Origin of the sequence: Archangium sp., from assembly GCF_045802675.1 — a bacterium.
GTDB lineage: Bacteria > Myxococcota > Myxococcia > Myxococcales > Myxococcaceae > Archangium.
The window spans coordinates 1-26192 of record NZ_JBJMQO010000054.1; the positions used below are offsets into that span (position 1 = coordinate 1).

The window sequence follows — 26192 nt, forward strand, 5'->3', positions numbered from 1 at the left end:
ATCTTCACCACGCCCGGCAGGGAGCCGAGGCCACCCGAGGTCGGTGCGGCGGTGGGCTCGTCGGCCTTGATCTTCACCACGCCCGGCAGGGAGCCGAGGCCACCCGAGGTCGGTGCGGCGGTGGGCTCGTCGGCCTTGATCTTCACCACGCCCGGCAGGGAGCCGAGGCCACCCGAGGTCGGTGCGGTGGTGGGCTCATCGGCCTTGATCTTCACCCGGGGGTTACTGACGGCGCCGCCGAGCAGCTTCTCCGCCAGCGCCTTCGCCTTGGGGGTGAGGTGCTCGAAGATGTCGCGCAGCTGGTTCGGATCGGCCTTCTTCAGCTGGCCCAGGTGATGCCCGTGCAGCGCCTTGTGCAGCTTGGGCGCGCCAATCTGCTTGCCCGAGTGGGACGCGTCCGTGATGAGCTTCTGCAGCGTGGGGGGGAGCCCCCCGGATCCGACCTTCTTCATGGTTTCTCCTCACCCCAGCGGCGGGCGGTACGTGCGATGGGGGAATTATCGGACTTCCTGGATCAGAGTTGCGTGGGGCTTTATCATCGGCCGAGAAGCAAAACGGAGACCACCCCATGGCCAGGCCCATCGCCGAGGACGATTTCAACACCGAGGTGCTCAAGTTGATGCTCCAGCTGGCGTGGAGCGACGGCCAGGTGGACTTGCAGGAGGTGGGCACCATCCTGGGAGCGGCTCGCAGCTGGGGCGTCCCGGAGCAGGAGGTCGCCGCCCTCAAGGAGGCCCTGGACGGCAAGGCCGAGCCGCCGGCCCCGGACCTGGCGCTGCTGCGTGACCGCTCGCAAGAGGTCCTCGAGGCGGCCCGGGCCCTCATCGCGAGCGATGGCCGCCTTCGGGACGCCGAGATGGAGATGCTCGAGGAGCTGCGCGTCATCCTGAGCGCTGACCGCTGAGCCCCGGGCGCTGAGCCGCGGGGCTCCCGGCCCGCCGCTCACTCCACCGTCTTCGCCACGGGCACCCGCAAGGGCACCAGCTCCTCGCGCCGCAGCAGCAGCTGGGCGTTCTGCCGGGGCAGGATGCGCACCTGGAAGCGCCGCTTGTACGCGTCCTCCTTGGCGAAGACGTCCCGGTCCGTCACCAGCAGCAGGGCCGTGGGCACCACGTAGCGCTGCGAGTTGTTGCCGAAGTAGTGCACCAGTACGAAGTACGTGCCCGGTGCCGCCTGGCGCGCGTGGTACAGCTCCGGCCCCAGCCCGTCGGTAATGTCCCAGTGCAGCTGCCCGCCCAGCGTCGTCTGCTTGTGCTGGTAGAAGCACTTCTCGCCGTTGGGCTCCACCACCCACAGGTCGATGTCCGTCCCGTCCGAGTTCCAGTGCGTGGTGAGCTGGTAGTCGATGGCGCCCGGCTCCCCGGACGGCCGCAGCTCGCGCAGCCGGGCCGACAGCGCCGCCGACTCCTTCTCCAGCCGGGGGTGCTTCGCCAGCGCCGCCAACAGCCGGGCGTAGTGGTACGAGGCCACCGTCTTCACCTGCTCGTCGTGGCGCTTCCAGGAGCGGGCCAGGACGATTTCCCAGTCGCGCGCCGCCTCCGCGGGCCGCCCCGCCGCGTCCAGGGCGAGCGCCTCCTCCAGGTAGCTCTGGGGCTCGAAGGGCCGGTTGAGCCGCACGTGCTCGAAGAGCTCCGTGGCGGCCGGGTACTGGCCGAGCGCCAACAGCCCATAGCCCACCAGCCGCAGCGCCTCCGCGTCCTGGGGGCGCAGCTCCACCGGGGAGGAGAGCGCCCTCACCGCGCCCCACGTGTCCCCCGAGAAGGCCCGCTTGCGCGCCACCGTCTCGTACACCAGCACGTCGTCCTTGTTGGTGTGCCGCGCCTGCCGGTACGCGAGCTCCGCCTGCACCCGCTCCTCGCCGCCCGCGTAGGGCTCGTCCCGCAGCGGCTGCGCCTGCATGCGCGAGCCCAGCTCCGCCTGCTTCGCCCCCAGCACCCGCAGCACCTCGCGCCCCGAGTCCGGCACGTCCTGCAACGACAGCCCCAGCAGCTCGTCGCGCCGCTGGTCCTCCTGCTGCCTTTGCAGCGAGTCCAGGTCCGAGAGCTCCAGCTGCTCGTCGCGCACCGCGTAGCGCACGTAGTCCCCCTCGGACTCCAGCACCAGCATGGAGGCCCGCGCGTTGGCCAGCCGGTAGTGCTGGCTGAGCGCCACCACCATCCGGTCCAGCTTCACGTCCTCCAGCGACACCAGCCGCGAGACGAACAGCTCCGCCCACGCGCGCGGGGCGAAGGCGTCGTCTTCCTCGCGCGGCAGCGGCACCTCCAGCGTGCGCTCCTCGCCCGCGGCCTGCGTCACCACCTCCAGCTTCGCCTGCCCGTCCCCCACCAGCCGGCCGGCCACCTGCAGCTCCTGCCCGGGGAAGACGAGGTGCGGCCGGCCCGCCACCACCAGGTCCTTCACCTGCGCGCCCTTCACCCCCACCCGCGCCAGCACCACCGAGGCCGCCCGGTGCGCGCTCGCCGCCGCCACCACCTCGGAGCCGGAGAGCACGCTCACCATCCGGCCCCCGCTCGCGCGCGCCAGCCCCTCGAAGAGCTGCGTGTTCACCGCCGCCTCGCCGAAGCGGTAGCTCACCCAGCGCAGCGACTCCGCGGCGGGGTGGCGCGAGATGAGCGCGTCCACGTTGCTCTGCCCCCAGGTGACGTTGCCGTCCGAGAGCAGGAAGGCCGTCACCCGCCCGCCGCCCGCCGCCGGTTTCAGCCAGTCGCGCCCGGCCCGCTCCAATTCCGCGAGCATGCCGTCCACGTTGGAGGCGCCCTCGAGGTACACGCGCTCCAACTCGGCGAACGTCTGCTGGCGCGCCTCGGGCGTGTTGCGCCGGAAGCCCGGGCCGTGCAGCCAGCGCGGCCGCACGTCGAAGAGGAGCACCGCGTACTCGGTGAGGCTCTCGTCCTTCTCCAGCAGCGCGCGCAGCAGGGCTCCTTGCAGGGCCCACGCGTTGCCGTCCTCCACCGACAGCGAGGTGTCCACCACCAGCACCGCGCGCCCCGTCGGCGCTCCCTGGGTGCCCGCGGTGAGCCGCTCGGGCAGCCGCACCCGCGTGTAGAAGGCGTGCCCGGGCAGCCCCGCCGGGTCCGCGCCCACCAGCACGTCCGCCTCCGCGCTCCTGGGCGTGAGCGCCACGTCCAGCGCCCCGTCCCCTTGCAGCTTCGGCCAGTCCCACGTCCGCCACGTGCCCAGCATGCGCGGCGCTCCCGCCTCGGGGCCCACCGTCACCTCGCCGGCGAGCCTCGGGTCCACGTGCACGCGCGCCGACACCTTCAGCCCCTTGCCCGCTCCCGGCGGCAGCGGCCACGTGTAGCGCAGGTGCTGGCCATCGAAGAGGAGCGTCTGCTCATAGGCGATCACCACCCGCTTGAGGGACCTGGGCGGCAGCGGGAAGACGCGCGCGCTGAACGTGGAAGAGCCCGCCCACTCCAGCAGCGCCGGGTCCACGTTGTGCCGCACCACGTCCTCGTACACCTCGCGGGCGCGCTTCTGCTCGACGACGCGGGCCTCCTGCACCTCGCCCCACGAGCGCTTCGCTCCGGGAGGGCTCGGCGGGGCCGCCGCCACCAGCTCCTCCGGCCTGCCCGAGTCCCCCAGCGGAGGCAGCAAGTCCCCCGACTGGAAGAGCGAGGGCGAGTCCACCGCCATCGCGCCCGAGTACAACGCGAAGCCCGCCACCGTCGCCCCGCCGGGCAGCGGGTAGTAGAAGGTGCCTTCCAGCGCGCGCGCGGTGTCGTTCTCGAAGAGGTAGTCCACCACCGTGCGCGCACGGGCTCCCTGGATGTACGTCACCACGCGCACCGCCCGGGCCGTCAGCGGCTGGTAGCGGCCCTCGCCGTCCTGCACCAGCACCTTGGCCATGCGCGGCGCGGACTCCACCTTGGGCAGCACCGGCTTCGGCGCCTCCTCGGCCTCTGCCTTGGCCTTGGTCTTGGGCGCGAGCCTGGCCAGCGCGTGGCCACCGCCGTCGCTGGAGGCGGAGGCGCGCTGCGATTCGCGGCCCTTGATGATCTGGATGATCTCCCGCCGCTTCATCTCCAGCGCCGGCTCGCGCCGCGGCTCGGGCGGGGGCGGACTGTCCCTCAGCGCGTAGGCCTGGAGCTGCGGCTCCCTGTCCTCCGGTGCGCTCCCCGAGCCCCGCGGACCGCGGCCGGTGAAGAGCTCATCGACCGCGCCATCGGCATCGGCGCGCCCCGTCGCCGGAGCCGGGGCGGGCTCCGGCCGGGCCACCGGGGACGGAGGCGGAGGAGCCTCCGAGGGAGCGGGGTGCGCCGCCTGTTGCTCCATCTGCTCGGAGCCGAGGGACTCGTCCACCTCCGCCCCTCCCTCCGCCTCTCCGAAGGTGCGGAGGTCGCGGGCCGGCCGTGCCGCATCGGGCCGCGGTCCTCCGCGCTGACCGTTGGGCCAGTTGTTCGCCTCCCGCACGAGCCGCGCCAGCTCGTCCTGGGAGATGGGGCGCGGGTCGGCCACGGCATCGCGCAACGCCGGGAGGTCCACCGTGCCCGGGTCCGGCACGCCGGGAGCGGTGACGGGCGCGGTGAGCCCGGCGCGGGCGAAGAGCGCTGGGTCCGCCTTGGGCCCTTCGGGCACCGGAGGCGTGTCATTGGCCGTTGAGTCGCGCTTGCAACCCGGCAGGGACAGGACCGCGAGGAGGACTCCGGTGAGCAGGGCACGCGGGAGGGACATGGCGCCGCAGGTTAGTCCACTCCGCGTCCGGCCGGGATGAGGGGCCCCCCGGGAGGCCCGCCGCCCCCCCCGCTACTCCTGAGGGGGCACCGTGTCCGGAGCCTTCGTGGGCAGGCGCAGGGTGAAGCGGGCGCCGCCGCCGGGCGGGTTGGTGGCGGAGATGCTCCCGCCATGGGCCTCGATGATTTCCCGCGTCATGTACAGCCCCAGGCCCAGCCCGCCATGGTGGCGCATGGACGCGGCGCGCTCGAACCGGACGAACAGCCGGTGCATCTCCTTCTCCGGCAGGCCGGGCCCCTGGTCGCTGACGATGACGAGCGCCTCGGCTCCCTCCTGTGACACCGAGATCTCGATGGGGTGTCCCGCCGCATGCCTGAACGCATTGGCCAGCACGTAGGTGAGCGCCTGCTCGACACGGAGCCGGTCCCAGGTTCCTTCAATGGGCTGCTCTCCGACGACATGGACCGGACAGCCGGCGTCGAGCGCCGTTTCCCGCAGACGCTCGACGACGTCCCGCACCGTGGTGAGCAGCTCGACGCGCTCCGGTTTCAGCGTGAGCTGGCCACTGCTGAGCCGCGACACATCCATCAACTTCTCGACGAGGTCCGCCAGCCGCTCGGTGCTGTGCAGGGCGCGCTCGAGCCGGGCCCGCATCCTCGGTTCAATCCCCTCCAGGGGCTCGCGCAGACTCTGCAGCTGGAGCTGGAGCGCGGTGAGGGGCGTCTTCAGCTCGTGCGCGGCGATGGAGAGGAACTCGTCGCGCATGCGGATGGCCTCCTCGGCATGGGCGAGCCGCAGGCGCTCGTCCTCCGCGCGCTTCTGGTCGGACAGGTCGCGCATCACCTTCGCATAGCCCACGAGCGTCCCGGACGCGTCGTACACCGCGGTGACGAGCTGGCTGGCCCAGAAGGTGGTGCCGTCCTTGCGCAGGTGCCACGTCTCCTTCTCGAAGCGGCCCTCCTGCTTCGCGGTGTCGAGATCCAGGGCGGGCGTGTTCCGCGCCACGTCCTCGGGCGTGTAGAGCAGGGCGACGTGCTCGCCGACGACCTCCCGGGCCGAGTAGCCGGTGATGTTCACCGCTCCGTCGTTCCAGGACACCACGCGCCCGTCCGTATCCAGCATGAAGATGGCGTAGTCCTTCACGCTCGAGACGAGCAGCCGGAAGCGCGCCTCGCTGCGCCGCAGCCGCTCCTCGACCTTGCGGCGCTCGGTGAGGTCGCGCGTCACCTTGGAGAAGCCCCGCAGCTTGCCCGTCTCGTCGTATACGGCGGTGAGCGTCACGTTGGCCCAGAGGAGGGTGCCGTCCTTGCGCACCCGCCAGCCCTCGTCCTCGACGCGCCCGTTGCTGGCGGCCTCGCCCAGCAGATCCCACGGCTTGCCCTGGGCCACCGCTTCGTCCGGGAAGAAGCGGCTGAAGGACTGGCCGATGACCTCCTCGGACGTGTAGCCCTTGATGCGTTGGGCGCCTGGGTTCCAGGTCATCACGCGTCCGTCCGTATCCAGCATGAAGATGGCGTAGTCCTTCACGCTGTCCACGAGCAGCCGGAAGCGCTCCTCGCTGCGCCGCAGGTATTCCTCGGCCTTGCGGCGCTCGGTGAGGTCGCGCGTGATTTTCGCGAACCCGACGAGCTGGCCCGAGCTGTCGCGCATGGCGGTGATGACGACGTTGGCCCAGAAGCGCTCGCCGTTCTTGCGGATGCGCCAGCCCTCGTCCTCGAAGCGGCCGTGCTCCGTGGCGCCCTTCAGCTCCATCTCGCACTTGCCGGCGACGATGTCCGAGGGCGGGTAGAAGAGGGAGAAGTGCCGCCCCAGCACCTCGCGGGCGGTGTAGCCCTTGAGCCGCTGCGCGCCGGGGTTCCAGCTCGCCACGTGCCCGGTGGGGTCGAGCATGAAGATGGCGTAATCCTGGATGCTGTCGATGAGCAGTTGCGCGTGCGTCTCATCCAGGGACGCGCCCTCCGGGGCGGTCCGCGAGTTGCGTTCAACCATCGGCTCGCCCTCAGCTCAACGCCTGGAGGCGCACTCCCGCGGTGGGGCGGTGGGTCGCCATCCGGCGGGCGTGGGGGAGAGGGAGGGGCATGCGGCGGCCACTGTTCTCGTGGGGTCGGTCAAGGATGTATCCAATCAGTGGAAGAGGACCGTGCATGGGGTATTACTCGGCCTGGACGCAGCCCACGACAAGGACGAATCCGGAGCGATGCCGGATGCTCAACGGCCGCTCGTGAGCGCCTCCGCACGGACGCGAGGATTCCATCGCCATGGAAGCGGGCGGGACCAGGAGGGGTCAACCTATTTGATCCCCTAACACCCCCGTCGGGCACGAAGCATCCCGGCACCGCGCCTCCTCGCCTGGCGGCCGGGCGGGGGCGCCGTCACTTCTGGGTCTGCTGGGCGCGCCGGGAGAAGCGGAGGATGGCGCGGAAGATGGCCTCCACGCCCTCGGCGTCCACGCCCAGCTCGGCGGCCCAGTCGCGGCGCACCGCGAGCATCGCCTCCTCGCGGGCCGGGTCCGGCACCGGCTGTCCCGCCTGGGCCTTGCTCCGCAGCGCCCTCCGGGCGAGCTCGGCCCGCCGCGCCAGCAGCTCCACCAGCGTGCGGTCGATCTCATCGATGTGCTCGCGCGTCTGGGTGAGCTCCGGCACGCCCTTCTCGAGCGCTGGCAGCTCCAGCGCGGGCGTGTCCTGGGCGGCGGCCTCGGGCGGCAGGGCCTCCAGCTCCCGGTGGATGAGCTCGAGCGCTCCCAGCAGGTGCGCGCGCGCCTCCGCCGCGAAGGGGTTCTCGTGCTGGATGGCGGTGAAGAGGTGCCCGGCGTCCGAGCGGACGAGCTCAATGGTGCGCGAGAGCGCCTTGAAGCTCGCGGGCGCGAAGGGCACGTCCACCCCCGAGCCCGCGTCCACCATGCCCTTGGCCACGAAGAAGGTGAGCGCATGGGTGTGCGCCATGATGCGGTCATGGCCCTCGGGCGTCTGCTCGATGACCTCGCAGCCCAGCCGCTCGAAGAAGGCCCGGGCCTGCCGGACCGCGTCCGGGTGGAGCGGGTTGGGGCAGAGGACGACGCGCATGGGGCGCTCGGCCATGGCGAGGCTGAGCGGACCGAAGAGCGGATGTGTCCCCACCCAGGGCACCCGGGTGCCGAGCACCTCGTTCATGGCGTGCACGGGCTTGACCTTCACGCTGCCCACGTCCATCACCAGCTGCTCCGGCCGCAGCAGGGGGCGCATGGCCTCGAGCAGCTCGCGCATCCGCGGCACCGGCACGGCCACCACGATGAGCTCGGCCCCGGCGAGCAGCTCGCGCAGGGAGCCGGCGCGGTGCGGCTCGGGGATGTCGGCCACGGGGTCCATCGCGCGGTAGGCGATGCCCGCCGCCTCCAGCAGGGAGCCGAGCGCGCGGCCAAAGCGTCCGTATCCAACGATGGCGACCGTCATGCCGGCAACTCTACACGAGGGGCCCCCTGGGCAGGGCTTGGACGCATGTCCATCCTCGGGCGCATAGTGAGCGACGTGTCCGAAGCGAAGAAGAACGTGGAGCGGACGAGGTCCATCTTCGAGGAGATGGACCGGACCGGCAGCTTCCAGCCCCTCCTCGACGCGCTGGCCGACGACGCCAGCTACAAGCTCTCCCTGCCGGTGGGCACGCCCCTGAGCGGCGAGTTCCGGGGCAGGGACTCCATCACCGGGTACTTCGAGCGGCTCGACGAGGTGCTCGACGTCCTGGAGGTGAACACCCGGGACTTCGTGGGCAACGGCGATCAGGTCATCGTCCTGGGCGACGAGCAGTTCGTCGTGCGCAAGACCGGGAAGCGGTGTACCAGCGAGTTCGCCTTCGTCCTCGAGTTCCGCGAGGGGCTGATTGCCCAGGTGCGCGTCATCGAGGACCTGTCCGGTGTCGTCGAGGCGTTCGCCGCGCCCTCGGCGGCCCGCGTCTCACGGGCCTCCTAGCTCAACACCTGCATGGTGCCGCGCGTGACGCCGAACTGCTCGTGCACCGCGGCGCGACGCACCGCCTCGGCCGGCGGGATTCTTCCCGCCAGCAGCTCCTGGTAGGCCGCCAGCACCCGGGCCGCTTCCTCCCGCGACTCGCGGACGAACTCCACCCGGAAGCGCCGCACCCCGCGCTCCAGCAGCTTCGGCACCAGGGAGGCCGCGCTCTGCGCCTGCGCGTTGAACACCGTGTTGCGGCAGCCCACGTCCACGATGACCGGGTGCTCCAGTCCGATTCGGTCTCTCAGCGAAATCTGGTGCTTCTCGCAGGGCCGGCCGCAGCTGCGGTAGTCGCGCCCGTTGGAGAGCGTGTGCGAGTACACGCAGTGCTCGGTGTGGAACGTGGCGATGTGGTGGTGCAGGGCCACGGCGAAGCGGTGCGCCGGCGCGTGGTCGAGCAGCGAGAAGAGCTGCGTCTCGTCCAGGTCGTGCGAGAAGGTGAGCGTGTCCAGCCCCAGCCCGAGCAGGTGCGCCGCCGTCACCGAGTTGGTGACGTTGAGCGAGAAGTCCCCGTGCAGCACCGGGCGCGGCTGGCCGGCGGGGCGCTCGAGGAAGTGCATCAGCGCGCCCCAGTGGCGCACCAGCACCGCGTCCGGACGCAGCTTGTCGAGCCGCGCGTCGTAACCCTCCTCGCCCGGCTTCTGCACGCGCACGGTGGCGATGGTGACGCGCAGTCCCGCCGCCCGCGCCCGCTCCACCGCGCGCTGCAGGCCCACCAGCTCCATCCAATCCAGCTCCACCTCGCGCAGGCCCGCGGCGATGACGGCCTCCAGCTGCGCGTCGTTGCGGCACAGCGGCATCAGCCGCGCGCCTTCCTCGGCCGCGACCTCGGGCACGCGCGCGAGCAGCGAGGCGCGCACCTGCTCCTGCACTGGCGTCTCCACCACCGTGCGCTTGGGGCCCTTCTCCACCGCGGCCGTCAGCTCGGTCACGAGGTCGCGCCGCAGCGCCTTGAGCTCCGAGACGGGCAGGTGCAGGCCCGGCGCCAGCTCCGTGCGGTCCAGCCGCGCCAGCGTGAAGGGCGTGCCTCCGAAGGCGCCCAGCTTGTCGCGCAGCAGCGCCTCGTCCAGGCCCTTGCCCTTGGCGGGCGCCAGCACCGTCGGGCCCGTGGCCTCGCGCTCGTGTCCCGCGGCGCTCGCGTGCAGCCGCAGCGGGGTGCCCTCGGCGCCGGAGACCTTCAAGGTGAGGGGAATGCGGCCCTCGGGCTCGCCGTGGGACAGCAGGCTCTCCGTCTGGCGGGCCAGGGACGGGTCGCTGTTGAGCCACACGCGCTGGCCGGGCGCCACCCGTCCCAGGTCCGGTCCCGGGTGCCCGAAGCCCAGCACCCAGCCGTTGCCCCGCCGGTCCACGCGGAAGATGGGGCCACCGGGCTCGTGCTTGTCCTCGGGCGTCCCCGCGTCGAAGACGACGCCCATGCCGGGACGCGGGTCCACCGCCGCCGGCCGGGGCTCCTGGCCCGCGAGCGGAGAGGACACCTGTCCCTGGGGCGCCTCGGGACGCTCCTCGCCCAGGCCGAGGCCTCCCGTCCACGGACGCTCCTCCGGCGTGACGAGCACCTCCTTGCCGGACACCGAGCGCACGCGGCCGAGGTACAGGCCCCGGTGCTTGGGGAAGCGGCCCTCGACGAGCGTCTGATGGTCGGAGCCCGCGAGGAAGCCATTGGAGAAGCCGCGGCTGTACGTGAGGGACATGTCGGCCAGGTCCTTCTGGAGCTGGCGCTCGTCCGGCCTGCCCGCGAGGATTCCGTCCACCCACCGGCGGTAGCCCCGCACCGTGGTGGTGACGTACTGCGGCCCCTTGAGACGGCCCTCGATTTTCAGGCTGTGGACGCCAATGTCGATGAGCTCGGGCACGGCGCGCACACCGGCGAGGTCCTTGGGGCTGAGCAGGTAGCGCACCTCGCCGAGGTCGCGCGTCTGGTCGTCCACCACCAAATCATAGGGCAGGCGGCAGGACTGGGCGCACTGGCCGCGGTTGGCCGAGCGTCCGCCCCAGGCCTCGCTGGTGAGGCACTGGCCGCTCCAGGACATGCAGAGCGCGCCGTGGATGAAGACCTCGAGCTCCATGTCCGTCTGGCTGGCGAGCCGGCGGATTTCGGTGGTGGAGAGCTCGCGGGGGATGACGACGCGGGTGACGCCCAGGCTCCGGGCGAAGCGGATGCCCTCGGCGCTGGAGACGGTCATCTGCGTGGAGGCGTGCAGCTCCAGCTGCGGACAGATGGCGCGCGCGAGCAGGGCCACGGCCGGATCCTGGATGATGAGGGCATCCACGCCCGCCGAGGCGGCCCCGCGCAGAATCCGCTCCACCACGGGCAGCTCGGGCTCGAAGACGAGCGTGTTGAGCGTCAGGTAGGCCCGGGCCCCGGCGCGGTGCACGGCGGCCATCGTCTCGGGCAGGCGCGCGAGCGAGAAGTTGTCGGCACGGGCGCGGGCGTTGAAGCCCTCGTCGAGCCCGAAGTAGACGGCGTCCGCGCCGCTGGCGAGCGCGGCGCTCAGGGACTCGAGGTCGCCCGCGGGGGCGAGGATTTCAGGACGGCGGGGAGGCATGCCGCCCCACATAACACGCCCCCACCGGCCCGGCGTCCCACTCGGGCGGGGGACACCGGACGAGCCCGCTCCCATGCCCGGCGGCCTCCCGACACTCCCGCTCCTCCGCGCTTGCGAGGGATGCGGGCGGGCTGAGACGCTCGGTGGATGGACCTGGCCCTCGAACGCGTCATCACGCACCTGTCCCACGCCCGCGGTGTGCTGTTCATCACCGGCGCGGGCATCTCGGCGGAGTCGGGAGTCCCCACCTACCGGGGCATCGGCGGGCTCTACAACGGCAAGACGACCGAGGACGGCCTGCCCATCGAGGTGGCGCTCTCGGGGAGCATGTTCCGGCGCCGGCCCGAGCTGACGTGGAAGCACCTCCACGACATCGAGCGCGCCTGCCGGGGGGCGACCTTCAACCGCGCCCATGAAATCCTGGCGCGCTTCGAGGAGTCCTTCGAGCGCTGCTGGGTGCTCACGCAGAACGTCGACGGCTTCCACCGGGCGGCGGGCTCGAAGCACGTCATCGACATCCACGGGGACATCCACGCGCTGTGCTGCACGCAGTGTCCCTTCACCGAGCGCGTCGCGGATTACTCGCACCTGGAGCCGTGTCCGTCCTGCCCCCAGTGTGGCGCCCTGCTGCGCCCCGAGGTCGTGCTCTTCGAGGAGATGCTGCCCACCGTGCAGGTGGAGACGCTCCAGCGGGAGCTCGCGCGGGGCTTCGACGTGGTGTTCTCGATTGGCACCTCGAGCCTCTTCCCCTACATCGACGGGCCGGTGCTCGAGGCCATCGCGCGCAAACGTCCGACCGTGGAGATCAACCCGGGGCTCACGGACCTGTCGGACAGGGTGGATGTGAAGCTGCGGATGGGCGCGGTGGCCGCGTGCGAGGCGTTGTGGGCCGCGCGCGACCGGTGGATGCCCCGGCGAGGGTAGTGCTCGCGTCCCCCGCCCTGGCATAGGCTGACGGGAGGGTCCGCCGCCCTGTCTGGCGGCCCCCAGAGGGGGAAATGTTTCATGCACCGAGGTCTCGCGGCTGTCTTCCTGCTGGCTGTGGTCGTCTCTTCCACGGGGTGTCTGGGGCCCCGGTTCGCCCGGTGTCCTGGCCAGGGCGGCTCCGCCTGGAACGAGGTGGAGAGTGAGCATTTCACGCTCCAGACGGACCTCCCCGTGGAGGAGGCCTACAAGGCGGCGAGCTACCTGGAGCAGACCCGCGCGGCCCTGCTGGCGGCCGCGTGGCCCGCGATCAACCAACGGCAGATGGCCCGGGTGACCGTCTACGTCTTCGCCGACAGCAGTGACTTCGAGAGCCTCTTCCCCCGGCGCATCGCCGGGTTCTTCTCCCTCCAGGGCAATGAGCCCTTCATCGTCCTCCAGGGCCGGCCGGACTCGTGGGAGCAGCGCTTCTCGGGGCTCTCGGAGGCGTCCTCCTCCACGCTCAAGCACGAGCTCACCCACCACCTGAGCACGTACGTGCTGCTGCGCCGGCCGCGCTGGGTGTCCGAGGGGCTGGCCCAGTTCATGGAGACGCTGCGGCTGTCCAAGGATGGCAGGACGGCCGTCATGGGCACTCCGCACATCGACGCGGCCGTGTACATGAAGAAGGTGTTGGATTTGTCCGCGCGCGGGCTGCTGCGCGACCGCGACTGGTCCATGCGCAACGTGCTCACCTGGGATGACCGGCCGAGCGACGCGTACGCGGATTGGGAGCTCGCCACCCAGTATTCGGGCAGCTGGCTGCTCGTGCACTGGCTCTACAACACCCGGTCCGAGGACTTCGCGAAGTACCAGGTCCGGCTGGCGCAGGGGAAAGATCCCTCCCGCTCCGAGTCCGAGCTGCTGCCCGAGCTGTCCTCCCCCAAGCTCGGAACGATGCTGCTCGACTACCTCAAGAGCGGCTCCTACCGGGAGCTCACCGTGCAGGTGCCGCCCGTGGCCAACGGCTTCTCCGAGCGTCCCCTCGACGACGCCGAGGTGCACGCCCTCCGGGCGAAGCTGGCGCTGACGGCCTCCACCATGGTCACCGAGGGCGAGAAGGCGCGGCTGGAGCTGGCGCGCACGGAGCTCGAGGAGGCGCTGCGCCTGGAGCCGGGCGGTCTGCTCGCCCTCGAGGTGAAGATGGGGGATGCGCCCCGGGAGCAGCGCGTGCCCCTGGCGCGCGAGGCCGTGGCGGCCCATCCCCTGGAGGGACGCGCCTGGCTCCTGCTGGCCAACTCCCTGGGCGAGAAGACTCCGGCGGAGGCGGCGGAGCGTGAGACCACCTTCAAGAAGGTGCTCGAGCTCGCGCCGCGCGACGCGAGCGCGGCCAACGGGCTGGCGTGGATGTATGTCCTCCAGAAGCGCTACGAGGAGGCCCTGCCCCTGGCGACGCGGGCCAGCGAGCTGGCTCCCTGGAACGCAGCCATCCTGGATACGTACGCCATGGCCGCCGCGGGGCTCGGCCGCTGCTCCGAGGCCATTCTCGCCGAGCAGCGTGCTCTCGACATGCTGCAGGAGAACCCGAACGAGCGGCTGGAGAAGGAGTTCCGCGAGCGGCTCGCCCGCTTCACCCCGGCGGCGTGCGTTCCCCACCTTACGCACTGAACCGCCTCCCCGTCCGCGCCGAGAGGCCGGAGTGTCCCGAGTCCAGGACGGGCCGTCCGTGTTCCGGGATGTGCGCCACGCCTTCCCGAGCACAATCCGCTTCTCACCGGTGAGAAGTGGAAGGTGAGGGGCCCACAATCCGCTTCTCACCGGTGAGAAGTGAAAGGTGAGGGGCCCACAATCCGCTGCTCACCGGTGAGGAGTGAAAATCCGCTTCTCACCGGTGAGAAGTGAAAATCCACTGCTCACCGGTGAGGAGTGGAATGTCACGCCTGGAGCGGGTAGCGCTCGCGGACGAAGGCCTCGAGCCGGTCGAAGGCGGTGGTGAGGGTCGCCTCCCCGGGCAGGAAGACCACCCGGAAGTGCGTCGTTCCCGTCTTCTGGCCGAAGCCGCTGCCGTGGACGAAGAGCACGCCCGTCTCGCGCAGCAGCGACAGCACGAACTGCTCGTCGTTCGTCACGCCGGGCAGCCGCAGGCGGGGCATGGCGTAGAACGCGGCGGCGGGCTCCACCACGGACAGGCCCGGGATGGCGTTGATGCGGCGGACCATCAAGTCCCTCCGCGAGCGCAGCCGCTTCATCATCTCGGGGATGTGGTCCTGCGGCCCCTGCAGCGCGGGGGCGATGGCGTACTGCTGGGGCGCCGGTCCGCACAGCCGCGCATCCGCCAGCCGCTGCACCGCGTTCTTCAGCTCCGGCATCAGGTACGAGTTGCAGAAGACGAGCCACCCCACGCGCCAGCCGCAGGCGAGGTACGCCTTGGACAGCCCGTTGAAGGTGATGATGGGCACGTCCGTCGCCAGTGACGCGGTGGCCACGTGCGCCTTGTCGTAGAGCAGCTTGTCGTAGATTTCGTCGGACAGCACGACCAGCTCGTGGCGCCGGGCAATCTCCAGCAGGCCCTCGAGCACCTTGCGGTCGAGCACCGCGCCCGTGGGGTTGTTGGGATTGCACAGCAGGATGGCGCGCGTGCCGGGTGTGCACAGCCGCTCGATTTCCTCGAGGTCCAACGACCAGCCGTTCTCCTCGTCGAGCGTGTAGGGCACGCCCTGGGCGTTCAGCTTGGCCATGAGGGCGTTGTAGAGCGGGTAGCCCGGGCAGGGCAGGAGCACGCGCTCACCGGGCTCGAGCAGCGCCGTGAGGGCCAGCTCGAGCGCCTCGCTGGCGCCCGTGGTCACCACCACGTCCGAGGGCAGGACGCCGCGGATGCCGGTGCGCGTGGTCTCCATGGCGATGGCCTCGCGCGCGGCCGGGATTCCCGCCGAGGGTGCGTAGCCGTTGTGTCCGTCCCGCATCGCCCGGTGCACCGCCTCAATGAGGTGCGGCGGCGTCTGGAAGTCGAACTTCAGCGGGTCTCCGATGTTCAGGTAGAGGATCTGCCGGCCCTGCGCTTCCAGGCGGCTCGCCTCGGCCACGACGTTGCGGATGGCGTAGCGGACGTTCTCGATATGCTTCGCGGGTCGGACCACGGGAGGCCTCGGGGTTGAGCAGGCTCTTCCTTATCAATCACCATGTGGGGACAGGGCTTCTCTCATGGGAGCCCGGCTGTCTAGAATGCGGACAGAAGTGTTCGATTTCGGGACAAGCAGGCGCATGGGTGGTAAACCCTCGTGGCTCCAGGGGATTCGGGCAAGAGTGTCAGACGGATTTACATTGGCGCGGCGCGGTGTGGAGCCCTGACGCACCGGGTCGGAAGAAGGCCTCCAGCAATATCGAGGACTTGAACGCTGGCACGGAGGGTGCTTAAGCACCCGGTACACCCCTCCACGGGCCGTCAACCTCCTCCTCTGACGGTCCGGTATGGTGCGCGGCGGGCGTTCCTCTGCCAGAGGGAGCGCCCGCCGCTTTTTTTTCGGGGGGACGCGCGCCGGGCCGGGTGGCCTAGGACTCGAAGAGCTCTTGCACGGACTGGATGGACACGGCCTTGCGGAGCCAGCGCTGGAACTGCTCGAGCTCCGTGCAGGCGGCAATGCGCTGGCGGGCTTGCTCGTCCACCTGGAGACCCCGAGCCTCGAGCACCGCCAACAAGGCGCTCATCTCCCCCTCCTTGCGCCCCTGGGCCACGTAATGCCGGGCGAACTCGCTCTGGTACTCGTAGGTGCCACTGCGCATCAGTGCCTCCAGGGCCGTGCGTGCCGCGTCGTTCAGCGAGCACATCACCAGATCAAAATAGAAGCGCGCCCGCTCGTCATCAATCCCCTCCAGTCCGGGCAGCACCGCCTCGGCGATGGCCGCTCCGCTCTCTCCCTGCCCGTGCGCCATGGCGGACAGCACCGCCAATTCCACCGCCTCGCGCGCCTGCTCGGCCCGCGTAATCACCGGAATGCGCTCGGGCCCCGCGACATGGGGCCTCAGCACGAAGCCCCGGTGGCCCGTTTCCATCGGCTGCCCGCACCAGCGCGCCACCGCCGCCTCCGGCGCCACCACCAGCAGTGACGTGGGGCACCTCAACCGTGCTCTCATGTGCGTGAGGTACACCGGCCACGAGTACCGCTTCTCCTCGTCCGGCGAGAGTTGCACCTCCACCACGATGGCCAGGCGAGGCTTGTCCGCCCACAGCTGCACCACCAGGTCCGCCCGGTACTCGGTGGGCACCACCTGGGTCAGCTCCGCGGACTCCGCCCGGGCCTCCGCGTAGGCGGGCAGCTCGACACCGAGCGCGTCGCGCAACAGCTCGGCCGCCAGGGCCGGGCGGTTGCGGAACAACTCCAGAAGGGCCTCGTGCCGGAGGGAGGGCATGCGACAGCGAGATGACCTCGGAAGTCACCTCTCTGTCAACCCCCGCGGTTGACTCCAGAAGTAGGCCCGCGTCGGTGCCGCTCAGGCCGGGTTGGGCCCGTGCTCATGGCGCTTGAGCAGCTTCGTGCGCGCCGTCTCCACCAGCGTGTACAGCACGGGGATGAAGACGAGGTTGATGAAGGTGGACAGCAGCATGCCGCCGAACACCGCCGTGCCCAGCGACTTGCGCGAGGCGGCGCCCGCGCCCGAGGCCAGCACCAGCGGCACCACGCCCAGCAGGAAGGCGAAGGACGTCATCAGGATGGGCCGCAGCCGCGTGTCCGCCGCCTGGATGGCCGCCTCCACCACGCTCTTGCCCTGGTGCCGCAGCTGCTCGGCGAACTCGACGATGAGCACCGCGTTCTTGCTCGAGAGGCCCACCAACATCACCAGGCCCACCTGGCAGAAGACGTCGTTGGCCAGCCCGCGCAGGTTCTGCAGCCCCAGCGCGCCCAGCATGGCCACCGGCACCGCGAGCATGATGACGAAGGGCAGGGCGAAGCTCTCGTACTGCGCCGAGAGCACCAGGAAGACGAACACGATGCCCAGGCCGAAGATGAGCAGCACCTTGCCGCCCGCGTTCTTCTGCTCGAGCGACAGGCCCGTCCATTCGAAGGTGAAGCCCGCGGGCAGGCCCTGGCGGGCGACGGCCTCCATGGCCTGCAGCGCCTGGCCGGTGCTGACGCCTGGCGCGCCCTGGCCGTTGATGGTGGCCGAGCGGAACAGGTTGTAGTGCTGGATGTTCTGCGCCGTGGTGACGGGCTCCACCTTCACCAGGCTCTCCAGTGGAACCATGTCGCCCTGCGCCGTGCGCACGTAGAAGGCGGAGATGTCCCGGGGCTCGTTGCGGAAGGGCGTGGCCGCCTGCACGTACACGCGGTACACGCGGTTGGCGAAGGTGAAGTCGTTGACGTACTGGCTGCCCATGTAGACCTGCAGCGTGGAGTAGAGCGTGTCGAGCCCCACGCCGAGCGCCTTGGCCTTCTCGCGGTCCACCGTCACGTTGAGCAGCGGGGTGCTCGCCGTATAGGACGAGAAGACGCTGCGCAGGTCCGGGGACTGGTTGGCCCGCCCCGCCAGCTGCTGGGTGGCCGCCGCCAGCTCGTCCAGCGTGTGCGTGCCCTGCTGGTCCTCGAGGACGAACTCGAAGCCGCCCACGCTGCCCACGCCGCGGATGGTGGGCGGCTGGAAGGCCAGCACGCGCGCTCCGGGAATGCCGCCGAGCGGCCCGCGCAGCCGGTTGACCAGCCCCGCCACGCTCTGCTCCGCTTGCTTGCGCTCGTCCCAGGGGGTGAGGTTGATGAAGAGCACGCCGTAGTTGGAGCCGGTGCCCAGCAGCGAGAAGCCGCCCACGGTGAAGATGTCCTTCACCTCCTTCTGCTGGCGCAGCACGTCCTCGGCCTGGATGAGCACCCGGCGCGTGTAGTCCAGCGACGTGCCCTCGGGGCCCTGCACGGCGACGATGAGGTAGCCCTGGTCCTCCTCGGGGATGAAGCCGGTGGGCGTGACGGCGTAGAGCAGCCCCGTGAGGCCCAGGCACACCATGAAGACGCCCAGCAGCACCCAGCGCACCGCGGGCCGCAGCAGCCGCCCGAGGAAGCGCGCGTAGCCGCGGCGGAAGCGGTCCATGCCCTCGTCCACCAGGCGGAAGAGGCGCCACTTCTGGCCCTCGTGGGGCCGCAGCAGCCGGGCGCACAGCGCGGGCGAGAGCGTGAGGGCCACCAGGGCCGACAGGCTGATGGAGAAGGCCAGCGTGAGGGCGAACTGCCGGTAGATGGAGCCCGTGGTGCCCGGGAAGAAGGACACCGGGACGAACACCGCCGAGAGCACCAGCGCCGTGGCCACCACCGCGCCGCCCACCTGCTTCATGCTGCGGTGCGAGGCCTCGCGCGCGTCCAGGTTGTCGTCCGCCATGAGGCGCTCGACGTTCTCGATGACCACGATGGCGTCGTCCACCACCAGGCCCGTGGCCAGCGTCAGGCCGAAGAGCGTCAGCGTGTTGAGCGAGAAGCCGAACGCGCTCACGAAGGCGAACGTGCCCACCAGCGACACCGGCAGCGTCGTGGCCACCACGAGGATGCTGCGCCAGCCGTGCAGGAAGATGAAGACGACGAAGATGACCAGCACGATGGCTTCCATCAGCGTGTGCAGCACCTCGTCGATGGACTCCTGCACCGCCGCCGTGGTGTCGAAGGCGCGCTGGTACTCCATGCCCGGCGGGAAGCTGGCCTTGAGCCGCGCGAGCTCCGCCAGCACGCCCTCGCGCACCTGCAGCGCGTTGGAGCCGGGGAGCTGGAAGATGCCCAGGCCCACCGCGTCCCGGCCGTCGAAGCGCAGGAACTGGTTGTAGTTCTCCGCCCCCAACTCCACCCGGCCCACGTCCTTCATCTGCACCAGCGAGCCGTCCTGGCCTCGCTGTACCACGATGGCCCCGAACTGCTCCGGCGTGGAGAGCCGGCCGAGCACCTGCACGTTGATTTGATACGTCTGTCCCTGGGGCGCGGGGGGCTGGCCCACCTGGCCGGCGGCCACCTGCACGTTCTGCTCGCGCAGCGCCGCCACCACGTCCTGCGCCGTGAGGCCCCGGCTGGCCAGGGCCGTGGGGTCCAACCACAGCCGCATGGCGAAGCGGCGCTCGCCGAAGATGCGCACGTCGCTCACGCCCGGCACGCGCAGGAGCGCATCGCGGATGTAGACGTCCGCGTAGTTGCTCAAGAAGCTCGTGTCATAGCGGCCCTCCTTGTCGAACAGGCCGAGCGCCATGAGCAGCTGCGACTGCGTCTTGCTGATGGTGATGCCCTGCGTGTTCACCTCGGCGGGCAGCCGCGCCGCGGCGGTGGCCACCCGGTTCTGCACGTCCACCGCCGCCACGTCCAGGTCACGCTCGGGCTCGAAGGTGACGGTGATGGTGCTGGTGCCGTTGTTGCTGCTGCTGGAGGAGATGTAGCGCATGCCCTCCAGGCCGTTGAGCTGGCGCTCCAGCACCGTCGTCACCGCGCTCTCCACCACCTCGGCGGAGGCGCCGATGTAATTGGACGTCACCGTCACCTGCGGTGCGGCGAGGTTGGGGTACTGCTCGACGGGCAGGCTGGGGATGGAGATGGCCCCCACCAGGGTAATCAGGATGGAGATGACGCTGGCGAGGATGGGCCGGCGGATGAAGAGGTCCGAGAACATGCGCGCTCACCCGCCCCTGTCCGGGCCCGTGCCCGCATCCGTGCTCGTGCCCGCGTCTCCAGCCCCGCCCGTGCCCGCGTCCGCGGCGCCGCCCACGCCCTGCTCCTCGCCCTGGGGCTGCTTCGCCGGCTTGGGCTGGATGGGCTGGCCGTCACGGAGGGCCTGGAGCGAGCCGACGATGACCTGCGTGCCCTCCTGCAGGCCGCCGAGCACCTCGTAGTCGTTGTCCTGGAGCCCGCCGAGCTTCACCGGCCGGCGCTGCGCGATGGCCGTGCCCCCGTCGCCCTGCGCCACCACCATGGCGAAGAACTGGCTGCTCTGCTGCGTCACCGCGAAGGTGGGCAGCCGCAGCGAGTCGCGCGTCCGGTAGACGACCCGCACGTGCACCACCTGGCCGGCGCGCAGGCCCACCGTGTTGTCGAAGGCGGCCTTGAGCTCCACCAGTTGCGTGCGTGGGCCGGGCGTGGGTGCCACGAAGAAGACGGGCGCGCTCACCACCGGTTTGCCCTCGTCGTCGAGCACCTCCACCGGGGTGGTGCCCACCTGCACCTCCGAGGCCCGCTCCGGCGGCACCGCCACGGACACCTCCAGCGCGCGGCTCTGGTCCACGCCCGTCAGCGCCGTCTGCGGGGTGACGTAGTCCCCCACCTTCACCGGGATGTCTCCCACCACGCCGGCGAAGGGCGCCTGTACCTGGTAGTAGCCGAGCTCCACCTGCTGCGATTGCAACTGGGCCTCCGCCGAGCGCGCACTGGCCTCGGCCGCCGCCGCCTGGGCCGCCGCCTGCTCATAGTCCTGACGGCTCATGAGGCCCTCGCGCAGGAGCTGCTCGGCACGCTGGCGGGTGCTGCTGGCGTATTTCCGCTGGGCCTGGGCCGCGCTGCGCTGGGCCTGGGCGCTCTGCACGCCCGCGCGCTCGCGCCTCGGGTCCACCTCCAGCAGCAGCTGGCCCGGTTTCACCTCCTGGCCGGGCTTCACCTCGATGCGCCGCACGTAGCCGGCCACCTGCGGGTACACGGTGATGCTGCGCCGGGAAATCAGCGTCCCCAGGTACTCGCCCACCTCCCGCACCGGACCGGGCCGCAGCTCCATCACCTCCACCGGCATCGCCTGCCCACCGCCGGCGCCTCCGGGGCCTCCCTGCTGCTCGCCCTGTTTGCCATTCGAGCCGTGGCACCCGGCCAGCGCCAGCGCCACCCACCACGCTCCCCACACTCCTTGCCTCACCAGTCGCATGCCGCCTCCGCCAGGAATGCCTCGATTCGCGCCTGGTACAGCTGGAACTGCCTCACCACCAGGCTCAGCTCCGCCTGACGCAACGCCGCCGCCGACACCACCAGGTCCTGGCTCGTCCCGGTGCCCACCTCGAAGGCCCGCCGGGTGAGCCGGTCGTTCTCCGCGGCGAGCTCGCGCTCCCGGGCGGCGATCTCCTGCTCCGTCTGGGCCACGTCCAGCTCGCGCCGCGCCTGCGCCACCTCCACCGACACCGCGCGCTGGCGCGACACCACCTCCTGGCGCACCGTCTCCGCCTGGGCCCGCGCCTGCTGGATGAGGCCCGCGCGCTCGCCCGTGTAGAAGGGCAGGGAGAGCACCGCGCCGAGGTTCCACACCGGCACCCGCGCGAAGCCCGGATCCACCGTGAGCGCCACCGCCGAGCTCTGCGCCTCGAGCGTGGGCCAGTACAGCGCCTGGGCCGCCGACACCGAGCGGTCCGCCGCCTCCAGCCGCGCGCGCGCCGCCGCCAGGTCCGGCCGCGCCTCCACTTTCTCCAACCGGTGGCACTCCTGCTGGCCGCGCCGCAGCAGCTCCTCCAGGGACACCTCGCGGCCGAGCCCCACCGGTTGCTCCAGGCCGAGCACCAGCCCGAGCGCGTCCCGGGCCTGGCGCAGCGTCTCGTCCCCGGAGACCAGCGTCGCGCGGACCGACTCCGCGTCCTGCCGCAGGCGGATGACGTCCAGCTGCGTGCCCGCGCCCAGCTCCAGCCGCCGCTGCGCGAGCGCCAGCCGCTCCAGGGCCGAGCGCAGGTTGACGCGGTTCACCTCGGCGAGCCGCTCGGAGGAGGCCACGCGCGCGAGCGCCCCGGCCAGCGCCCCGGTGAGCTGGCGCCGCGTCTCGTCCAGCGACAGCTCGCTGGCCCGGCGCGTGGAGTCCGCCGCCCGCAGCGAGCGCAGGGCCCGCAGGTCGAACAGGGGCATGGCCGCCGTCAGCGACGCGGTGCCCAGGGGGGTGGAGGTCCTGAAGTTGCCCGTCGCGCTCCCGGTGGCGCCGCCGCCGAAGGACGACACGGTCGGGCCAATCACGTTGTACTGGACGGAGACGGTGCCCCCGAGGGTGGGCAACAGTCCACCGAGCGCCGCGCGACGCTGGCCCGCGGCCGCCTCCACCTGGGCCAGGGCGGTGCGCAGCTCCGGGGAGCGCTGGCGCAGCACGGCGAGCGCCTCGTCCCAGGAGGCCACCTGCACCGGCGCCGGAGGCATGGGGGCCAGCATCGGGTCGGAGACCTCGGGCTGGAAGGGCGGTGGCACGGCCGGGGGCTGTTGCTGCTGCTGCGGCTGTTGCGGCGCGGTGGCACCCGGTCCGGCCTGGGCCAGCTTCGCTCCGGCGGGCGGGCTGGCCTGCCACAGGAGGACGGTGAGCAAGAAGGCATTCATAGGCAGGCCACCCACGGTGGTGACTGCCCGCCTCCTTGGCCTCCTACTCCAGTACAGTCCTGACACAGCCGGACATTGTGGGTGCCCGGTAGCGAGCACTCGTGTCATCCGGGAGGGGGGACGGGCCCACCGGCGCGGGCCGGGTGCTCGCGGGTGGGCACTTCGCTCGGGGCCCTTGGCTCAGGAGGACGAGGCCGTGCGCGCCGGCTCCTTCGGCGGCGGGGGCTGGCCGAGGCAGTCGGTGTCCGGGGCGGGGGCGCGCGTGGAGCGGGGCCGGTACTCCCAGTGCCACGGCTCCGAGGGCACCGTGCGCCGGAAGCCATGGCGGCACGCGTGGGCCGCGAGCCAGTGGTAGGTGGGCGTTTCCTCGTGCCCCACGAGCACGTCCACCGCGAGGCCCCGCTGGTGGTTGGAGGCGCCGGGGCGCGCCGCGCGCGGGCCGAGTCCCTGGCGGTAGCGCTCGTAGAGGATGCGCTGCTCGCGGCGGGTGCGGTAGCCGCTGACCACCCACAGGCCGATGCCCTCGGCGCGCGCCGCGGTGGACATGCGCTGGAAGGCGAGCGCCGCGTCCCGTCGCAGCGACTCTCCGCCGGGCAGGGCGACGAGCGACTTCATGGGCGGTTTCCTCGCTGGCTTGCGTTTCACGTCCGCGCCAGGCGCGAGACCGGGAACGAGCAGGCACACGAGGGCCAGCAGGAGGCTCCAGCGGAGCGGGGGGAAGCGCATGGGGCGGTTCCTGTCCAGAGGGGCAGGAGAGGGTGCTCTCATATCCATTCCCGGATTGCGAGCAGGCGGCCGGGCAGGCGCCGGGAGCTTCGCTGGCTCTTTCCCGGACAGTGGGCCCCGGGGGGAGGGGGTGGCTCGTCGGCTCGCCTGCTTCGCCGCTAGAGTGGGCGCCACCCATGACGACCGCCCTCCGTCCCGTGCCTCCGAGCGAGGTTTCTTCCGCCGTCGCCGCCCCCGCTCCTGTTTCCCTCCCGGCCCCGTTGCCCGCCGCGCGGCTGATGGCGCACGCCGCCGCGTGGCTGCTGCTGCTGGGCCTGCTCACCGGCGGCTATGTCGCCGCGGCCATGACGGGCAAGGTGCCCGCCGAGCCCCATGCCGCGCTCGCCTCGCACCTCAACGCGCTGATGGGGACGTTCCTGCTGCTCGGCGTGGCCTGGTCGCTGCCGATGTTGCGCTACGGGCCCGGGGGCCAGCGGCGCCTCGCGTGGGCCTTCATCGCCGCCAACTTCGCCAACTGGTTCGTCACCGCCGTGAAGGCGTGGCTGCGCGTGGCCGGCGTGGACGCCACCGGCGAGCCCGTGAACGATGCCGTCTTCGGCGTGCTCACCCTCACCGTGGTGCTGCCGGCGCTCGGTGCGGCGGCCGCGTGGGTGTATGGCTTCCGGCGTCCCGCTTCCCCTCCGGCGCCGCGCGCGTGAGGGGCCGCCCCGGCCCGGAGCGCCTCAGTCGAGCGCGGCGCTCACCTCGGCGCGGGTGAGGCGCAGGGTGTCCATGCGGCGGCGGCGGGCCGCGGCGACGGCCAGGTGCCAGCCCGCCGCGAACAGGCCCAGCGCGAGGCAGCCGCCCCACAGCGCGTACCGGCCGTGGTGCCCGAGCACCCACGAGCCGAGCGCCGGGGCGAGGCACGAGGAGAGGGCCCACAGCATGTAATAGGCGCCCTGGTAGGTGCCGCGCTGCTCGGTGGGGGCCAGGTCCGCCACCACCGCCGAGGCCACGGGCGACTGGGCAATCTCCCCCAGCGTCCACACCACCACCGCGAGCGCCGCCAGTCCCGGCTGCGCGCCGAGCGCGTGCAGGCCGAAGCCCAGCCCCGTCAGCCCCGAGGCCCAGGACAGTGCCGTCGCGCGCCGCAGCGTCCCCAGCCACCGGCCGGCGAAGGGTTGCAGCAGCACGATGAGGACGCCGTTCACCGCCAGCACCGCGCCGAAGGTGGCCGGCGACATGCCCTGGGACGTCAGGTCCATCAGCAGCGTGACGCTGCCCTGGGAGAAGACGAGCGCGGTGAGCAGGATGGGCAGGGCGAAGGCGAGGAACACCGGGTCACCGAAGGGCGCCAGCGAGGGCGGCCGGCGCGAGGGCCCGGCCTGCTCCGGGGGAAGGGCGGGGCGCGTCTCGGGCACCTTCCACCAGACGATGACGCCGTAGAGGAAGGTGGTGCAGGCGTCGGCCACGAAGAGGGCGAGGAAGCCGAAGCGCGAGGCGAGGCCCGCCAGGGGCAGGGCGATGGAGAAGCCCACGTTCACCACCCAGTACAGCAGGCCGTAGGCACGCGCGCGGTCCTGGGGGGGCACCACGTCCGCGAGCGCCGCGGACACCGCGGGCCGGTACAGCTCGCCGAGCAGGCCCAGCAGGAAGGCCGAGACGCAGATCTGCCAGGTGGCGCGGGAGAAGCCCAGGGACAGCATGGCCGCCGAGCCCAGCCACAGTCCGGAGAGCAGCGTCGCGCGCCGGCCCACGCGGTCCGCGAGCGTGCCGCCCACCAGCGCCGCGATCACGCCGCCCGCGCCATGCAATGACACCACCAGGCCGGCCTCGGCCTCGTGGAAGCCGCGCTCGCGGATGAGGTAGAGCGACAGGAAGGGCACCACGAAGGAGCCCAGCCGGTTCACCAGCGTGCCCGTCCACAGGTACCAGTACGTGCGAGGCAGGCCCCCCGCCGTCGCGCGGACCTCCGCCCCCAGTTTCCCCAACAGGTGCTTCATGCCGGGGCACAGCTTGCGGGAAGCCGCGAGCGCTTGCCAGGGGGGCCGGGCAGGCGAGGCCCTCGTCGAGGGCTCACGGGGGTTCTGGCTGTCGGACAAGGTTCTCCGTGCCGGCGGACACCGGGGTATGTCAGGAGTCATGACAGCGGGTTCTCCACGGACATGGGCACTGGCGGCGGCGAGCGGTTTCTCGGGTGTGGCGCTGTTTCAAGTCGCGCTGGCGCTCGGCGCTCCGCTGGGAGCCGCGGCGTGGGGCGGGGCGGAGCGCGTGCTTTCGCCCGAGCACCGGGTGGGCAGCGGCGTGGCCGCGCTCATCCTCTGCCTTTCGGCCTTGATTGTCTGCGGACGCGCCGGCCTGCTGAAACGCACGCCGGGGTGGATGCGGCTGTTTCGCGCCGGCACGTGGGTGCTCGCGGCGCAGATGGCATTGAACACGCTCGCGAATCTCGCCTCCGCGAGCCCGTGGGAGCGCTACCTGATGTCCGTGCTGACGCTGACGCTCTGCGTCCTCTGCCTCGGTGTGACGAGGTCCCCCGTCCCCCCCACTGGCGGCGGCGGGCGCTGACAGCCCTCGGGCTCCCGGGCTACGCGTCCGGTTCCGGGAGGGCGCGCTTCCACAGCGCGGCGGCCTCGCCAATGATGCCGCGGCGGAACACCAGCACGCAGAAGACGAAGATGCAGCCCATGATGACGGGGACCCACTCGCCCAGCCCGGCGAAGTAGTCCTCGATCATCACCACCAGGAACGAGCCCATCAGCGGCCCGAGAATCGTCCCCATTCCGCCCAGCAGCGTCATCAGCACCACTTCACCGGACATCTGCCACTGCACGTCGGTGAGCGTCTCGAGCTGGAACACCAGGGCCTTGGTCGAGCCCGCCAGTCCCGACAGCGCGGCGGACAGGACGAACGCCAGCAGCTTGTAGCGGTTGACGTCGTAGCCCAGCGAGAGGGCCCGAGGCTCGTTCTCCTTGATGGCGCGCAGCACCTGTCCGAAGGGCGAGTGGATGGTGCGGTGGATGAGTCCGAAGCCCAGCAGGAAGATGCCCAGCACGGTGTAATACATGCCGTAGCGCGACTCGAGCTCCACCACTCCGAACAGCGTG

At 71.5% G+C, this 26192-nt stretch carries 18 protein-coding genes and 1 pseudogene; 6 read left to right on the forward strand and 13 right to left on the reverse strand.

Translation table 11 applies throughout. From position 1 onward, the window contains the following. Positions 1-452: pseudogene (locus ACJ8AN_RS16485) on the reverse strand (hypothetical protein); the annotation flags it as partial. 116 nt (positions 453-568) lie between these two features. On the opposite strand from ACJ8AN_RS16485, the gene ACJ8AN_RS16490 reads away from it, so the two are divergent. Beyond that, positions 569-904 carry a TerB family tellurite resistance protein gene (locus ACJ8AN_RS16490; protein WP_407756320.1) on the forward strand — a complete coding sequence of 112 codons (336 nt, stop codon included), beginning with the start codon at positions 569-571 and terminating at the stop codon, positions 902-904. Between the two features lie 38 nt (positions 905-942). Here ACJ8AN_RS16490 and ACJ8AN_RS16495 read toward each other — a convergent pair whose 3' ends face one another. The 3 genes from ACJ8AN_RS16495 to ACJ8AN_RS16505 all read right to left on the reverse strand — a co-directional run bounded on the left by ACJ8AN_RS16495 (position 943) and on the right by ACJ8AN_RS16505 (position 8102). Then, positions 943-4674 (reverse strand): VIT domain-containing protein, encoded by a 3732-nt coding sequence (locus ACJ8AN_RS16495; protein WP_407756321.1) that lies wholly within the window; start codon positions 4672-4674, stop codon positions 943-945. 72 nt (positions 4675-4746) lie between these two features. Continuing rightward, a complete protein-coding gene (locus tag ACJ8AN_RS16500; protein ID WP_407756322.1) occupies positions 4747-6663 on the reverse strand; it encodes a PAS domain S-box protein in 1917 nt (638 codons plus the stop codon). 383 nt (positions 6664-7046) lie between these two features. After that, positions 7047-8102: a prephenate dehydrogenase/arogenate dehydrogenase family protein gene (locus tag ACJ8AN_RS16505; protein WP_407756323.1), complete on the reverse strand. Its 1056-nt coding sequence runs from the start codon at positions 8100-8102 to the stop codon at positions 7047-7049. A 75-nt stretch (positions 8103-8177) separates the two neighbouring features. Between ACJ8AN_RS16505 and ACJ8AN_RS16510 the strand changes: the two genes are divergently transcribed. After that, entirely contained in the window at positions 8178-8615 is a 438-nt protein-coding gene (locus ACJ8AN_RS16510; RefSeq protein WP_407756324.1) for a nuclear transport factor 2 family protein, read from the forward strand. On the opposite strand, the gene ACJ8AN_RS16515 is transcribed toward ACJ8AN_RS16510, so the two are convergent. Further along, the gene (locus ACJ8AN_RS16515; protein ID WP_407756325.1) at positions 8612-11203 is read right to left on the reverse strand and encodes a DUF3656 domain-containing protein; all 2592 of its coding nucleotides are present in this window, start codon (positions 11201-11203) and stop codon (positions 8612-8614) included. The genes ACJ8AN_RS16510 and ACJ8AN_RS16515 overlap by 4 nt on opposite strands. 147 nt (positions 11204-11350) lie before the next feature. On the opposite strand from ACJ8AN_RS16515, the gene ACJ8AN_RS16520 reads away from it, so the two are divergent. Both ACJ8AN_RS16520 and ACJ8AN_RS16525 read left to right on the forward strand, forming a co-directional pair. After that, positions 11351-12127 carry an NAD-dependent protein deacylase gene (locus ACJ8AN_RS16520; protein WP_407756326.1) on the forward strand — a complete coding sequence of 259 codons (777 nt, stop codon included), beginning with the start codon at positions 11351-11353 and terminating at the stop codon, positions 12125-12127. 81 nt (positions 12128-12208) lie between these two features. After that, positions 12209-13774 (forward strand): DUF1570 domain-containing protein, encoded by a 1566-nt coding sequence (locus tag ACJ8AN_RS16525; RefSeq protein WP_407756327.1) that lies wholly within the window; start codon positions 12209-12211, stop codon positions 13772-13774. Positions 13775-14040: 266 nt separating this feature from the next. Here ACJ8AN_RS16525 and ACJ8AN_RS16530 read toward each other — a convergent pair whose 3' ends face one another. The 6 genes from ACJ8AN_RS16530 to ACJ8AN_RS16555 all read right to left on the reverse strand — a co-directional run bounded on the left by ACJ8AN_RS16530 (position 14041) and on the right by ACJ8AN_RS16555 (position 22995). Continuing rightward, positions 14041-15243, reverse strand: a complete 1203-nt coding sequence (locus tag ACJ8AN_RS16530) for an aminotransferase class I/II-fold pyridoxal phosphate-dependent enzyme (RefSeq protein WP_407756328.1) — start codon at positions 15241-15243, stop codon at positions 14041-14043. A gap of 412 nt (positions 15244-15655) precedes the next feature. Beyond that, positions 15656-16513, reverse strand: coding sequence for a hypothetical protein (locus ACJ8AN_RS16535; RefSeq protein WP_407756329.1), 858 nt, complete (start codon positions 16511-16513; stop codon positions 15656-15658). An 81-nt stretch (positions 16514-16594) separates the two neighbouring features. Then, entirely contained in the window at positions 16595-19729 is a 3135-nt protein-coding gene (locus ACJ8AN_RS16540) for an efflux RND transporter permease subunit (protein WP_407756330.1), read from the reverse strand. Positions 19730-19735: 6 nt separating this feature from the next. Next, positions 19736-20965: an efflux RND transporter periplasmic adaptor subunit gene (locus ACJ8AN_RS16545; protein ID WP_407756331.1), complete on the reverse strand. Its 1230-nt coding sequence runs from the start codon at positions 20963-20965 to the stop codon at positions 19736-19738. Continuing rightward, positions 20953-22380 (reverse strand): TolC family protein, encoded by a 1428-nt coding sequence (locus tag ACJ8AN_RS16550; protein ID WP_407756332.1) that lies wholly within the window; start codon positions 22378-22380, stop codon positions 20953-20955. Before ACJ8AN_RS16550 ends, ACJ8AN_RS16545 begins: the two co-directional genes overlap by 13 nt. A 180-nt stretch (positions 22381-22560) precedes the next feature. Further along, positions 22561-22995, reverse strand: a complete 435-nt coding sequence (locus tag ACJ8AN_RS16555; protein WP_407756333.1) for a D-alanyl-D-alanine carboxypeptidase family protein — start codon at positions 22993-22995, stop codon at positions 22561-22563. A gap of 287 nt (positions 22996-23282) precedes the next feature. Here ACJ8AN_RS16555 and ACJ8AN_RS16560 point away from each other — a divergent pair, with 287 nt between their 5' ends. After that, complete coding sequence (locus ACJ8AN_RS16560) at positions 23283-23804, forward strand: hypothetical protein (protein ID WP_407756334.1); 522 nt, start codon at positions 23283-23285, stop codon at positions 23802-23804. A 24-nt stretch (positions 23805-23828) separates the two neighbouring features. Here the strand turns inward: ACJ8AN_RS16560 and ACJ8AN_RS16565 are convergent, their stop codons facing one another. Further along, complete coding sequence (locus tag ACJ8AN_RS16565) at positions 23829-25088, reverse strand: MDR family MFS transporter (RefSeq protein WP_407756335.1); 1260 nt, start codon at positions 25086-25088, stop codon at positions 23829-23831. Between the two features lie 139 nt (positions 25089-25227). Here ACJ8AN_RS16565 and ACJ8AN_RS16570 point away from each other — a divergent pair, with 139 nt between their 5' ends. Further along, positions 25228-25653, forward strand: coding sequence for a hypothetical protein (locus tag ACJ8AN_RS16570; RefSeq protein WP_407756336.1), 426 nt, complete (start codon positions 25228-25230; stop codon positions 25651-25653). A 19-nt stretch (positions 25654-25672) separates the two neighbouring features. Here ACJ8AN_RS16570 and ACJ8AN_RS16575 read toward each other — a convergent pair. After that, positions 25673-26192: branched-chain amino acid ABC transporter permease (locus ACJ8AN_RS16575; protein ID WP_407756337.1), on the reverse strand; the 520-nt coding region annotated here is incomplete at its 5' end.